The sequence below is a fragment of the Enterobacter sp. 241F3 genome (assembly GCF_034106785.1).
Classification (GTDB): domain Bacteria; phylum Pseudomonadota; class Gammaproteobacteria; order Enterobacterales; family Enterobacteriaceae; genus Enterobacter; species Enterobacter vonholyi.
In genome coordinates, this window is sequence record NZ_JAWNDD010000001.1 from 914,986 (window position 1) to 929,096 (window position 14,111).

The 14,111-nt window shown below is 53.7% G+C and carries 9 protein-coding genes; 5 read left to right on the top strand and 4 right to left on the bottom strand.

Annotated features, from left to right (window positions below; translation table 11 throughout):
* Positions 1-2: 2 nt before the first annotated feature.
* Both ftsK and lrp read right to left on the bottom strand, forming a co-directional pair.
* Positions 3-3,734 (bottom strand): DNA translocase FtsK, encoded by a 3,732-nt coding sequence (gene ftsK, locus UR504_RS04350; protein WP_302234670.1) that lies wholly within the window; start codon positions 3,732-3,734, stop codon positions 3-5.
* 135 nt (positions 3,735-3,869) lie between these two features.
* Entirely contained in the window at positions 3,870-4,364 is a 495-nt protein-coding gene (gene lrp / locus UR504_RS04355) for a leucine-responsive transcriptional regulator Lrp (protein WP_000228469.1), read from the bottom strand.
* Between the two features lie 544 nt (positions 4,365-4,908).
* On the opposite strand from lrp, the gene trxB reads away from it, so the two are divergent.
* From trxB to infA, 5 genes are all read left to right on the top strand, one after another.
* Positions 4,909-5,877, top strand: a complete 969-nt coding sequence (gene trxB / locus UR504_RS04360) for a thioredoxin-disulfide reductase (RefSeq protein WP_032638969.1) — start codon at positions 4,909-4,911, stop codon at positions 5,875-5,877.
* A 114-nt stretch (positions 5,878-5,991) separates the two neighbouring features.
* Complete coding sequence (gene cydD, locus UR504_RS04365) at positions 5,992-7,758, top strand: heme ABC transporter permease/ATP-binding protein CydD (protein WP_143344886.1); 1,767 nt, start codon at positions 5,992-5,994, stop codon at positions 7,756-7,758.
* Positions 7,758-9,479: a heme ABC transporter ATP-binding protein/permease CydC gene (gene cydC / locus UR504_RS04370; RefSeq protein WP_320739366.1), complete on the top strand. Its 1,722-nt coding sequence runs from the start codon at positions 7,758-7,760 to the stop codon at positions 9,477-9,479. The genes cydD and cydC overlap by 1 nt, the downstream gene beginning before the upstream one ends.
* A 45-nt stretch (positions 9,480-9,524) precedes the next feature.
* Positions 9,525-10,229, top strand: a complete 705-nt coding sequence (gene aat / locus UR504_RS04375; RefSeq protein WP_111963917.1) for a leucyl/phenylalanyl-tRNA--protein transferase — start codon at positions 9,525-9,527, stop codon at positions 10,227-10,229.
* A 284-nt stretch (positions 10,230-10,513) separates the two neighbouring features.
* Positions 10,514-10,732 (top strand): translation initiation factor IF-1, encoded by a 219-nt coding sequence (gene infA, locus UR504_RS04380; protein WP_002211347.1) that lies wholly within the window; start codon positions 10,514-10,516, stop codon positions 10,730-10,732.
* A 195-nt stretch (positions 10,733-10,927) separates the two neighbouring features.
* Here the strand turns inward: infA and UR504_RS04385 are convergent, their stop codons facing one another.
* Positions 10,928-12,454 (bottom strand): aryl-sulfate sulfotransferase, encoded by a 1,527-nt coding sequence (locus UR504_RS04385; RefSeq protein WP_320739367.1) that lies wholly within the window; start codon positions 12,452-12,454, stop codon positions 10,928-10,930.
* A gap of 22 nt (positions 12,455-12,476) precedes the next feature.
* The gene (locus tag UR504_RS04390; protein WP_302234662.1) at positions 12,477-14,030 is read right to left on the bottom strand and encodes a bifunctional metallophosphatase/5'-nucleotidase; all 1,554 of its coding nucleotides are present in this window, start codon (positions 14,028-14,030) and stop codon (positions 12,477-12,479) included.
* Positions 14,031-14,111 lie beyond the last annotated feature (81 nt).

Consider the following 14,111-nt stretch of genomic DNA (forward strand, 5'->3'; position numbering starts at 1 on the left):
GGTTAATCAAACGGCGGCGGCGCCAGCACCTCGCGGTTACCGTTATGCCCCTGCTCGCTCACAATGCCCTGCGCTTCCATCTGCTCGATGATACGCGCTGCGCGGTTATAGCCGATGCGGAATTGACGCTGCACGCCTGAGATGGACGCTTTGCGTTTTTCGGTAACGAAGTTAACCGCCTGATCGAATAACGGATCCAGCTCTTCACCACCGTCGAAGCCACCGCCGCCGCCTTCGCTTTCCGTATCGCTGGTAATGCCGTCAATATATTGTGGACGACCGCGCGCTTTCCAGTCCTGCACGACAGCGTGAACTTCCTCGTCGCGGACAAACGCACCGTGAACACGCACCGGAGAAGTGGAGTTCGGGCCGGAATAGAGCATGTCCCCCATTCCCAGCAGCGACTCTGCGCCGCCCTGATCAAGAATGGTACGGGAGTCAATTTTGCTTGATACGGTAAAGGCGATACGCGTCGGAATGTTCGCTTTGATAAGACCAGTGATAACGTCCACGGAAGGACGCTGGGTCGCCAGCACAAGGTGAATACCAGCCGCACGCGCTTTCTGCGCCAGACGGGCAATCAACTCTTCCACTTTCTTACCAACGGTCATCATCAGGTCAGCGAATTCATCGACCAGCACGACGATATAAGGCAGTTTTTCCAGCACCGGATGCTGGGCATCCATGCTGTCACCCGGCTTCCAGTAAGGATCCGGGATCGGACGTCCCATACGCACAGCCTGGGCGATTTTCTCGTTATAACCGGCCAGATTACGTACGCCCAACGCCGACATCAGCTTATAGCGACGCTCCATCTCATTGACGCTCCAGCGCAGGGCGTTGGCGGCGTCTTTCATGTCGGTGACCACTTCGGTCAGCAGATGAGGAATACCTTCATAGACCGACAGTTCGAGCATTTTCGGGTCGATCATGATGAAACGCACATCTTCCGGCTGCGCTTTATAGAGCATGCTGAGGATCATGGCGTTCACACCGACAGACTTACCGGAACCGGTAGTACCCGCGACCAGCAGGTGAGGCATTTTTGCGAGGTCTGCCACCACCGGATCGCCAGCGATATCTTTACCCAGCACCACGGTCAGCGGGGATGGGTTATCGCGGAATTTGGTGTTATCCAGCACTTCACGCAGGTAGACGGTCTGACGTTTCTTGTTCGGCAGCTCAAGACCAACGTAAGGTTTGCCCGGTATCACTTCCACCACACGTACCGCAACGGTCGACAAGGAACGCGCCAGGTCGCGGGACAGGTTAGAAATACGCGCGGCTTTAACGCCTGGCGCCAGGTTCAGTTCAAAACGGGTGATAACAGGGCCCGGCGAGTAGTTCACCACGTCAGCCTTGATACGGAAGTCGGCCAGACGGGCTTCCACCAGACGCGCCATCTGCTCCAGCGCGAAGGTATCGACGGGTTCCACTTCCGACGGCGGCGGCGTTAACAGATCCAGAGAAGGCAGCGGCGTGCTTGGACGCTGGAGCGGACGGCTGTCACCGTTACGCATCAGCAGCGGGTGAATCAGGCTCTCCTGCGGCTGAGGCGCAGGCTGCTGGAACTGCGGCGGCTGCGGTTGCTGAACTGGTTGTTGCGGTTGCGCATATGGCTGATGAACGGGCTGCTGCGGCTGCGCATACGGCTGATGAACAGGTTGTTGCGGCTGTGCATAGGCCTGTGGTGCTGGCTGCTGGCGCACAGGCTCAACTTCCGGCATCACGCTCGGGGTAAATAAAGGCTCGCTCGGGCCATCATCCACCAGATCCTTCATCGGCGAGAATTCAAAATCAGACAGTGAGAACGGATTTGCACCAGCCGGTTGTTCACCGGAATAACGTTGCTGCTGGGTGGCGGCGAACTGGCGCGCTAATTCCGCTTCTGCAGCGTCATCTTCGTCTTCAGGCACAGGTTCATCGTGCTGATATTCTTCACCGTAGCGTTGATTCTGCTGCGCGGCGAACTGGCGGGCCAGCTCGTCCTGCTGCATCTCATCGACGTCATCTTCGTACTCATGCTCGCGCGCTTTCTCTTCCGCCATGCGCTGGGAAGGCAGCTTGATACCATAAGAGGCAAGTTCACGACGGGTTGGTACGCGAACGCGGTTAGGACGAGGCAGTTGCGGACCAATCCCCTCCTTCACCTGAGGACGTGGCGCGCCCCCTGTTGCCAGGCTAAAGACAGGTGCAGCCACGGCAGCGGCCGCGGTAGCCTGCTTCACGCTTTCCGCTACGGGTGCAACTACAGGTGTCGGGTCGACCGGTGGAACTGGGACAGAAGGCGCTTTTGTCACCGGCTCCTGCACCGGTTCAGGCACAGGCTGATACCAGGCAGCCAGCTGTTCGCGTTCACGCGCGCGGCGCTCTTCGACTTCTTCAAAATAGTACAGCGGTGGACGGGCTGGCTTCACCTCTTCCACGATTTCAGGTTCAGGCTGCGGCGCAACATGAGGCTGCACAGGTTCAACCGGTTCAGGCACATACTCCTGATACGGTTGGGCCACAGGCTGTTCAAAGTGAGGGTAATCTTGCGGTTCATACGCAGGCTGCGGCGGCTGATATGGCTGCTGCCACTGCTCCTGCTGCACAGGGACATAGCTCTCTGGTTCAGGCGCGATAACGGGCTCCGGCGTGTGAACACCGGGAGCAGTCTGCCAGTCAACCTGAGGTTGCTGAATAACGGATTCCGGCGGCGAAACCGGCGCGGATGGCATCACGGCGTCGACAGGCGCGGCATACGCCTGCGCTGCGGTTGTCGCGGCTGCGGCTGCCGCAACCGGTTCAGTGACCGAGTGACCGTTTAACAGCGGGTCGTATTCGTCAAAGTCCCCGGGCGTGGCCCGGCTGCCAGAGAAGAGCACATCGTCAGGATCGACTGCGACACCCGCAGCGCGATACGCCACCTGCTCGTCTTCATCCATGCGTTTACCGGAGAAGAGCGCCGCATCGGTTTTACGACCTAGCGGGTTGGCAAACTTCTCAGCAACACGCTGACGACGCGCCAGCGCGCCGCGCAGAATACGCGCACGACGAGATTCGCGACGCTGCACAGGCGCGTCATCTTCCTCTTCATCTTCGTACTCGTCTTCATCAATCCACGTATCGTCACGGCGGGTACGGTTGCTGGCGAAGGTCAGAATGGTGAGGATAAAACTACCAATTTTCTCGGCAATGCTCACCCATGACCAGCCGGTAAACAGCGTTAGCCCGGCCGCCCAAATGCACAGCAGCGCCAGCGTGCCGCCGCTGCTGTGCAGCATCGGCTGTAGCGCAGAACTGAGTAAGCTGCCGATTACACCGCCAGAGGCGAAGTACCAGATATCATCCGCATTGATTGCCGCCAGCCCGCACGAAGTAAGGATCAGCGCCAGCGCGCCAATCAGGCGCAGCGACACGGCGAAATAGTCGATGTAATCATCGTTCTGACGATGACGCCACGCAAACCAGCAGCCGCCAATGATAATAACGGGGAGGGTGTAGGCCATCACACCGAAAATGAAAAACAGCGTATCCGCCAGCCAGGCACCAGGGACACCGCCTAAATTATGGATAGGCTCATGCCATGCAGTTTGTGACCAGCTGGGATCTGAAGGATTGAAACTGAATAAGGCTGCCATCAGCCAGACGGCAAAAAGGGCAATAACAATCAGCAAAGCCTCGAGGAGACGACGTCCGCTGCTTAGCTTCGATAGTGTGACTTCTTTGTCTTCAGTGTATTCCTGGCTCAAAAAAGGCTCTCCAGGTATCAGGCATATCCTGCCTTTTTGCTAAAACGGACAACAGCGCCGGGACTCCCCGGCACTGTTGCTGTATGGATTAACAGGAGTGTAATCAAACTACGCTGATTTTGCACCTGTTCCGTGTTAGCGCGTCTTAATAACCAGACGATTGCTCTGTTTGACCTCTTCCATCACCACATATGTACGGGTGTCGTTCACGCCTGGCAGACGCAGCAGGGTTTCCCCCAGCAGCTTACGGTAGGCGGACATATCAGGCACACGGGTTTTCAACAGGTAGTCGAAATCACCAGACACCAGATGACACTCTTGAATTTCTTCAAGTTTTTGTACAGCGGCGTTGAATTGTTCAAACACATCCGGCGCACCACGATTCAGAGTAATCTCAACAAATACCAGAAGTGAGGCATCCAGATAATGCGGGTTCAACAGAGCAGTGTAGCCCTGAATGAACCCCTGTCTTTCCAGTCGGCGCACACGCTCAAGGCACGGCGTCGGGGAAAGTCCCACACGTTTTGAAAGCTCGACGTTGGAAATACGCCCATCCTTTTGCAATTCATTAAGAATGTTACGATCGATACGGTCGAGATCTTTGCCAGGGCGCTTCTTGCTATCTACCATTATTATTGTCTCTCTGTATTCCTTCCCTACTCCTGCCTGGACCCTGTGCACATCACTGTTCAGAGCCTGTACCCGTTAGTCATCACATCGCCTGATTATGTAATAGACGCGATGCGGATTCGGGTTCTGTTGGTAAGAAGACCGTTGCCCGAAGGCTGTCACCGACATCACGTATGGCGTCTGTCCACGCCATGCGTAGATTTCACTGACCCGGTAAAAATGGCATTTACGTGCATGCCTATGCGGCATACGGTTAACGCGGTTTTTTTTCTTCCTTGAATGTTTTCGCAAAAGCGCAGGGGATTGTCAAAGCAAAACATCGTTTTTTAGTACAACATGCCGGATATTCATTACGACAGGGTATTAATCCTCATTTTATTGCCTTAGAAACGACCGCTTTTATCGAGAAAGCGTGAGGTTATCGCGCGCTATTCATCGTCCATGGCTATTACACAGATTGATATCAAAATTGCTGCGCTCTTTTTTTACGGCAACAAATTCCCTACAATCCAGCCAAATGTCTGCCAACAACAATGGGGATCTCATGGGCACGGCCAAACACAGTAAGCTGCTAATCCTTGGTTCTGGACCTGCGGGATATACCGCAGCGGTCTATGCTGCGCGCGCTAACCTGCACCCGGTACTCATCACCGGTATGGAAAAAGGCGGTCAGCTGACCACCACCACCGAAGTGGAAAACTGGCCAGGGGACCCGAACGACCTGACCGGGCCGCTGCTGATGGAACGTATGCACGAGCATGCCGCTAAATTCGAAACCGAAATTCTGTTCGACCACATCAACAAGGTCGATCTGCAGAACCGTCCGTTCCGCCTGACGGGCGACAGCGGCGAATACACCTGCGACGCGCTGATCATCGCCACGGGTGCTTCTGCCCGTTACCTCGGTCTGCCATCCGAAGAAGCGTTCAAAGGCCGCGGCGTCTCTGCCTGCGCAACCTGCGACGGTTTCTTCTACCGTAATCAGAAAGTCGCGGTCATCGGCGGCGGCAACACCGCAGTGGAAGAAGCGCTCTATCTGGCAAACATTGCCTCTGAGGTGCACCTGATCCACCGTCGCGAAACCTTCCGCGCGGAGAAGATCCTGATCAAACGTCTGATGGATAAAGTAGCAAGTGGCAACATCGTGCTGCATACCAACCGTACCCTGGAAGAGGTGACGGGAGACCAGATGGGCGTTGCCGGTCTGCGTATCCGTGATACCCAGAACACTGATAACGTTGAAACGCTGGAAGTGGCGGGCCTGTTTGTGGCGATCGGTCACAGTCCGAACACCGCGATCTTCGACGGTCAGCTGGAGCTGGAAAACGGCTACATCAAAGTGCAGTCCGGCATTCACGGTAATGCGACCCAGACCAGCATCCCGGGTGTGTTCGCGGCCGGCGACGTGATGGACCATATTTATCGTCAGGCGATCACCTCAGCGGGAACCGGCTGTATGGCCGCGCTGGACGCTGAACGCTACCTCGATGGACTGGCTGAACAAGGTAAATAATCTTTACAAGTCAGTAACAAACGTAAATAAAGGCGGCGATAAGTCGCCTTTATTGTCTCCCCGTTGTAACATTGCGCTGCCCAACTTCTAATAACGTCACCTGCAAAGTACGCAATGGAAAAAACCCGTCAACAAGAGTTAACACGCTGGCTGAAACAGCAAAGCGTTATTTCCCGCCGCTGGCTTACGATTTCCCGCCTTTTGGGGTTCGTTAGCGGTCTGTTGATTGTTGCCCAGGCATGGCTGCTGGCCCGCATTCTTAATCACATGATCATGGAGAACATCCCGCGCGAAGCGCTCCTTCTGCCCTTTATTGTCCTGATCCTGATTTTTGTTCTGCGCGCCTGGGTGGTATGGCTGCGTGAGCGCGTCGGTTTTCACGCCGGACAGCACATCCGTTACGAGATCCGCCGTCAGGTGCTCGATCGTCTTCAGGAAGCCGGGCCCGCCTGGATCCAGGGTAAACCGGCCGGTAGCTGGGCGACGCTGATCCTTGAGCAGATTGACGATATGCACGACTATTACGCGCGCTATCTGCCGCAGATGGCCCTTGCCGTCTTCGTTCCGCTGCTGATCGTTATCGCTATCTTCCCGGTGAACTGGATGGCGGCGCTGATTCTGATGGGAACCGCCCCGCTGATCCCACTGTTTATGGCGCTGGTCGGGATGGGGGCAGCGGATGCCAACCGCCGTAACTTCCTGGCACTGGGTCGCCTGAGCGGACATTTCCTCGATCGTCTTCGCGGCATGGAGACATTGCGCATCTTTGGCCGCGGTGAAGCGGAAACCGAAAATATTCGCCTGGCGTCGCAGGACTTCCGTCAGCGCACCATGGAAGTCTTACGCCTCGCCTTCTTATCTTCCGGCGTACTGGAATTCTTCACCTCGCTGTCGATTGCCCTCGTGGCGGTCTACTTCGGCTTCTCCTACCTTGGCGCGCTGGATTTCGGTCATTACGGCACGGCGGTGACCCTTTCTGCCGGTTTCCTGGCGCTGATCCTGGCGCCGGAATTTTTCCAGCCGCTTCGCGATCTGGGAACCTTCTATCACGCAAAAGCGCAGGCGGTTGGCGCCGCCGATAGCCTGAAAACGTTTCTGGAAACGCCGCTGGCCCACCCGGAGCGGGGTGACGTAACGCTGAATGCTAAAGATCCGGTGACGATTGAAGCACAGGACTTTTCCATTCTGTCGCCCGAAGGCAAAGTCCTCGCCGGTCCGCTGAACTTTACCTTACCTGCCGGACAACGCGTGGTGCTCGTCGGCACCAGCGGTTCCGGGAAAAGCTCTCTACTGAACGCGCTATCCGGTTTTATGGCCTACACGGGTTCACTGCGGATCAACAAAACCGAACTGCGCAACCTCGAGCCTGACGCCTGGCGTAAACAGCTCAGTTGGGTAGGACAAAACCCGCAGCTCCCGGCTTCTACGCTGCGTGAAAACGTGCTTCTGGCGCGCCCGGACGCGCGTGAAGATGAGCTGCAATCGGTTCTCGACCGCGCCTGGGTCAGCGAATTTCTGCCGCTGCTGCCGAAAGGGGTGGATACCGTGGTCGGCGATCAGTCCGCCGGGCTGTCGGTCGGGCAGGCGCAGCGCGTGGCCGTTGCCCGAGCGCTGCTTAACCCATGCCAGCTGATGCTGCTGGACGAGCCCGCCGCCAGCCTGGATGCCCACAGCGAGCAGCGCGTAATGGAAGCCCTGAACGCCGCCTCCCGGCAGCAAACTACCCTGATGGTCACCCATCAGCTGGAAGGCATTGCCGACTGGGACCAGATCTGGGTCATGGAGAACGGCCGTATTGTTGAGCAAGGCGATTACGCCTCTCTCGTTGCCGCGCAGGGACCGTTTGCCGCCCTGCTGGCGAACCGTCAGGAGGATATCTGATGCGCGCTCTGCTGCCTTATCTTGCGCTCTATAAACGCCATAAATGGATGCTGACGCTGGGGATTGTGCTGGCGATTGTCACGCTGCTCGCCAGCATTGGCCTGCTCACGCTTTCTGGCTGGTTCCTGTCGGCCTCGGCCGTCGCGGGGTTCGCCGGATTATACAGCTTCAACTATATGCTTCCGGCGGCCGGGGTTCGCGGTACCGCCATCACCCGTACTGCCGGACGCTATTTCGAACGCCTGATGAGCCACGACGCCACCTTCCGCGTGCTGCAGCACCTGCGTATCTACACCTTCAGCAAACTGCTGCCCCTCTCCCCTGCCGGGCTGGCGCGTTTTCGTCAGGGCGAGTTGCTTAACCGCGTGGTGGCGGATGTCGACACGCTGGATCACCTTTATCTGCGCGTAATTTCCCCTATCGTGGGCGCGTTTGTGGTGATTGTGGTGGTCACGCTGGGGCTGTCTGTTCTGGATGTTCCCGTTGCGCTGACGCTGGGCGGGATAATGCTGTTAACGCTTATCGTTCTGCCGCCGCTGTTTTACCGCGCCGGGAAATCCACCGGGGAAAACCTGACTCGTCTGCGTGGGGACTATCGTCAGCAGCTGACCTCCTGGCTTCAGGGCCAGGCAGAGCTGACCATTTTTGGTGCCAGCAAGCGCTACCGCGCCCGCATGGAAAGTACGGAGCTAAACTGGCATGAAGCCCAGCGCCGCCAGTCGGAACTGACGGCCTTTTCTCAGGCGCTAATGATGCTAATCGGCGGTGTGGCGGTGATTGCCATGCTGTGGCTGGCTTCCGGCGATATCGGGGGAAATACACAGCCGGGTCCGCTTATTGCCCTTTTCGTTTTCTGTGCGCTGGCCGCATTTGAAGCGCTGACCCCGGTGACGGGCGCCTTCCAGCACCTGGGTCAGGTGATCGCCTCTGCCCTGCGCATCACCCAGATTGCCGAGCAGGAGCCTGAAGTCACGTTCAGTGCCGGGCAGACCGCGGTACCAGATCAGGTTGCGCTGACGCTTGACGATGTCACCTTCAGCTATGACAAACAGGCACAGAACGCGCTGGAGGGTATCACCCTTTCTGTTAATGCCGGACAGCGGATTGCGATCCTCGGCCGTACCGGCTGCGGTAAATCCACGCTGCTGCAGCTGCTGACCCGCGCCTGGGATCCGCAGCGCGGTCAGATTCGTTTTAATAACACGTCGCTGACCGATTTTAGCGAGCAGGCCCTGCGCAAAACCATCAGCGTCGTTCCGCAGCGCGTGCATCTGTTTAGCGCCACCCTGCGCGATAACCTGCTGCTGGCAGCCCCAGAGGCCACTGATGATACGCTTCGCGCCGTGCTGGAGCAGGTCGGGCTGCAAAAACTGCTTGAGGACGACGGGCTGAACAGCTGGCTGGGCGAAGGCGGCCGTCAGCTCTCCGGCGGTGAACTGCGCCGTCTGGCAATTGCGCGCGCGCTGCTGCACGATGCGCCGCTGATGCTGCTTGACGAGCCCACCGAAGGGCTTGACGCCACGACCGAGAGCCAAATCCTTGATTTGCTGGCCAATGTCATGACCGGTAAAACCGTCCTGATGGTCACGCATCGCCTGCGCGGACTGGCGAGTTTTGATCGGATAATTGTGATGGACAACGGACACATTATTGAGCAAGGTAGTCACGCAGAGCTGTTGGCGAAACAGGGTCGCTACTACCAGTTTAAACAGCGTCTGTAGACTATATTTGTAGCGTCCTCACTCGCGTACTGGAGTTTTGCTGTCATGCGCCTGGTCCAGCTTTCTCGTCATAACATCGCGTTCCCTTCTCCGGAAGGGGCGCTGCGTGAGCCCAATGGGCTGCTGGCCCTTGGCGGTGACCTCAGTCCTGCTCGACTATTGATGGCATACCAGCGCGGTATCTTCCCCTGGTTTTCTCCCGGCGATCCGATTTTATGGTGGTCTCCCGATCCGCGCGCCGTGCTGTGGCCAGATCAGTTTCACCTGAGCCGTAGCATGAAGCGTTTCCATGCGAAATCACCGTACCGCGTCACCCTTAATCACGCCTTTGGTCAGGTCATTGAAGGCTGTGCCGAAGACCGCTTTGAGGGAACGTGGATAACCCGCGATATTATTACCGCCTACCACCAGCTTCATGAGCTTGGCTACGCCCACTCAATCGAGGTATGGGACGGCGGAGCACTTGTCGGCGGCATGTATGGCGTGGCGCAGGGCACGCTGTTTTGCGGTGAGTCGATGTTCTCCCGCGCGGTTAACGCCTCGAAAACGGCGCTGCTGGTCTTCTGCCAGGCATTTGCCCAGCGCGGCGGACGCCTGATCGATTGTCAGGTGCTCAACGAGCACACGGCCTCTCTCGGTGCCGTTGAGATCCCGCGACGCCAGTACATTGAGCATCTGGATGCCAGCCGTCAGGAGAAGCTCCCCCGCGACTTCTGGATACCGAGAACGCTCTTTATGCCCAATGCCTAAATGTTTTCCGCATATTTTTTGTGAGGGTGTTATAATTATGCCGCAGAGTAGCTTCTGCCTGTTGCCCCGCCGCCGTTTGGGACCCTCGCTTCAGATAACGTCCTGACGTTTATCCTGTTGTCTCCCCTTTACGAATGCGCTTCCTGTTCGGTTGTACCGTGACGCTTGGGCAATGCGCCGAAACTGTTTTGCTGCGTTTTAATCGCGCAATTCTTTACTTAATTGATGAATTTCGGCATTATCTTGCCGGTTCAAAACTTGGTAGTGATACCCCAGAGGATTAGATGGCCAAAGAAGACAATATTGAAATGCAGGGTACCGTACTTGATACGTTGCCTAATACCATGTTTCGCGTAGAGCTGGAAAACGGTCACGTGGTAACTGCGCACATCTCCGGTAAAATGCGCAAAAACTACATCCGCATTTTGACGGGCGACAAAGTGACTGTTGAACTGACCCCGTACGACCTGAGCAAAGGCCGCATTGTCTTCCGTAGTCGCTAATTGTTTTCGCCTGTAATGGCAGATGAATATTAAATAAGGCCGGGATTTTCCCGGCCTTACTTTTTTGTGCTGCAGGCGATTATTTGACCATTCGATTCAGCCTCAGGGCTGTCTGTTCGACAGCAATGCCAGCCACTGAAAGTGACCGACATTAGCAGCCGCAATGTCCTTTAATGGCTGTGTCTCGCTATGCTTTCAGCCGTTTGCCACCCGGTAACCTATATTTATCAAAGCATCAAGCTCGTCTTTCGCAAACAACCTTGCCCGATAGCACTCGCCTGGGAACTCGGGATAGCCATCCAGAGTACAAATCAGATCGTAGATTGTGGCAATAATATGGCCTGTCGCATCACTGATAAAGAAAGAGCGAGCGTGGTTGGTGTAGATGCCATAGTAGTCACCATAATCGATTGCAGCCCCCATAAAATCAGTGATTTGAGGAACGCGAGAGGAAGGTAACTGGATAATGCTACCTGTCTGAGTTGCTGTTTTGGCAACCAGATCAACAGCATAGAACATGACCCTTGCAGGATCGGTTTTGTAAACATCAGCCGTTGGATCAAGAGTAATATCACGAGTAACCGCGTTTCCTTCATTATCAACGCAGGAGCGATTATCAAATAGCGAAAGAACGAATTTGCCTTCGGCCTCATTGTTTAACCCAGCAAAAGCGCTATTTTTAGTGACGAATACGGTATGAGCACCATTTTCAAAATTCGTAATACCGGAAGTTTCTATCTGCGTAACGCCCTGCCCCGCTGCGAAACCAGGGTTAAATCCACCGGTATTAATACTCCATAATATCGTACCATCGACAGGAGAAATACCAAACGTCAGGCCTGCAGAGCGAGTATGGACAACAATCGCTTCAGAGTTTGCTTCACCCTCGGGGATCCAGGAAAGCGAGTTAAGGTGAGCATCGTTTGTCGGGCTATTATTCAGGATCTGCGTATTATCGAATGCACGCGTATAATTTTTTGCCCACAGCATCATGCCTGTCTTTTCATCAAATTTTAAAATTGATGCATCCTGCCTCATCGTATTGGTCGAACGATCCGGGTTATCATTACCAATCATGAAGAGATTACCGGCTGAATCCCAGATCAGATCGTGGGTATTAGCATAGCGGTTGCCATCGCGGTCACGTAAATCAAATTCCAGAATCTCATTGCCTAAAATATCAATTTTAAAAAAACGTCGTCCATACCAGTGTTCATCTTCATCACTGCCGATAAAGAAATAACCATTATGCGTTTTTAGCATCTGATTACGATAGGGCTGAGCATAATAGCAACGAAGATCGCCATTTTGGTCGTAACCATCACAATTGGTGGTCATTAACCAACTGTTTCCCCATACGGCCGCAAACTTAGTGGGATCCGTTTGCTCAATATCGATATGGAATATTGTCGCATCGCGATAGACTTGTTCCTGTGTGCTTACCTGAATGGTTTGATTAAAAATTTCCACTCCGCTAAGGTTTTTAAAAACAACCTGCACTTGATTAAGATAGTTTGCGTACAGTCCAATAACCGGAATTTTTATCTCAGATAGAGAGATAATGTCATTTGATGAATACGTAAAATCTAAACTTGATGCGCTAGTTAATCTTCCAAGAACTGTATAGGAATATGTTACCGCCTCATCAATTATAAACTTCAGATATACTGCAAGCTGGTTATTTGCAGGCGCGAGATCCATTCCAAGATAGGTAATTGCCATGTTGTTCACCTGTTATTAAGTATTACTGTTCAACTTCTTTTACACGCATTTCTTTCACCTGTTGGGGAATAATCTTATTTCCTTTTACCAGATAATCAATAACCGCATCAGAAAGGTTATACCCACCTTTTACCTGTTTGTTCTGACCATCGATAAATGCGGTAAAACCATCGCCCCCAGGAGCAAGGAAACTATTTGTCGCTACGCGATAGGTATCAGTATCTACAATCGGCTTGCCATTAAGCGTAAATAGCACAACGCGGTGCCCAACAGGTTTATGTTGGTCGTATCGCATTTCCAGTCCTTTCGACATCTGCAAAACACCATTTGTAAGTGACGCTCCGTGTTCCATAAGATTGCGTAAGGATTTCCCTTTCAAATCCATGACAGTTAGCTCATTTGGAAACGGAAAAGCGCTGATAACATCGCCAAGGGTTATCGGACCGGCATTCAAGTCTGCGCGAAGACCACCTGAATTAGTGAGCGCCAGCTGCGCATCAGGCGCTGCAGCAAGCATTGCATCGGTAAATAAATTTCCAAGTGAAGATGACTCACCATAGGCGCGCGTAAGCGTAACAGGCGTCTCACCAACTTTTTGGCGAACCGTTTCGGACAGTTTTTTATTCCAGGTATCAATAACGCTCTGAGTTGCCGGATCGGGTTTCCATTCATCGGCATACAGGGTTTTAAGTTCGAAGCTTTTTATTTTATGGTGATGCGTTTTTAGATCCACATCGAGAACCAGCTTACCGATATCAATCCCCCCACTGTCAGTCGAAAGTACCAACGTGTTGCCTACTTTGAGCGGCTCCACTGTTCCAACATGCGCATGTCCGGTAATCAGAATATCCAGGCCCTTCACCTGCTTCGCCGTCTGAATATCCTTATCAAGGGCGCGCTTCACGTCTGTATTGCCGATACTGGACTGGCGTGCAGGGAAACCTTCATGCATAAGTGCAACGGTAATATCCACTTTTCCACGAAGTTCATCCAGATAATGCTGGAGATATTTCACCTCGTCACGCGCTTCAATCCCCTGACGCATTGACGAAGAAACGGTATCATCGAATGCAAACACGCCGTGCAACCCAATAACCCCAATTTTAATGCCATCCTTTTCGAGGATGGTATAAGGATTATTCCAGAAGAGGACATTACTGTTTTTATAAAAGACGTTCCCTAACAGTATCGGGAATTTAGCCTGACTGAGCTGTATAAGGGTATTATCCCAACCATGATCGAACTCATGATTGCCGACAGACGCAGCATCAAATGACATTGTATTCATAATATCTATGATTGCCTTCCCTTTTGTCAGGCTACTGATATACGGGCCGGTAAAATAATCCCCAGCATCGAAATAAAAAGTAGCCTTATTGTTTTTCTTTTCTTGCTTAACGTATGTTGCAATATTTGCAAAGCCACCCACAGCTCTTTTTCCCTCTGCAACATAGGGGAGTTTATAAGGCTCAACATGGGCATGCAGATCATTAGTATAAATGACGGTAACGTCCTGCGCTGGACTTAGCGAAGCATATCCCGACAATAATAAAACTGCGATTACTGTTTTTTTCATATTTCAACTCTCTAATTAAAAGAAGAGTTTCATTATCGATTAGCAAAAAACAGATTTTGTGAACTTTCTCACGGCATATAA

Coding starts and splice junctions, on each gene's coding strand:
- trxB (WP_032638969.1), top strand. CDS start 4,909: ATGGGCACGGCCAAACACAGTAAGCTGCTAATCCTTGGTTCTGGACCT.
- UR504_RS04385 (WP_320739367.1), bottom strand. CDS start 12,454: ATGGCAATTACCTATCTTGGAATGGATCTCGCGCCTGCAAATAACCAG.
- aat (WP_111963917.1), top strand. CDS start 9,525: ATGCGCCTGGTCCAGCTTTCTCGTCATAACATCGCGTTCCCTTCTCCG.
- infA (WP_002211347.1), top strand. CDS start 10,514: ATGGCCAAAGAAGACAATATTGAAATGCAGGGTACCGTACTTGATACG.
- lrp (WP_000228469.1), bottom strand. CDS start 4,364: ATGGTAGATAGCAAGAAGCGCCCTGGCAAAGATCTCGACCGTATCGAT.
- cydD (WP_143344886.1), top strand. CDS start 5,992: ATGGAAAAAACCCGTCAACAAGAGTTAACACGCTGGCTGAAACAGCAA.
- UR504_RS04390 (WP_302234662.1), bottom strand. CDS start 14,030: ATGAAAAAAACAGTAATCGCAGTTTTATTATTGTCGGGATATGCTTCG.
- cydC (WP_320739366.1), top strand. CDS start 7,758: ATGCGCGCTCTGCTGCCTTATCTTGCGCTCTATAAACGCCATAAATGG.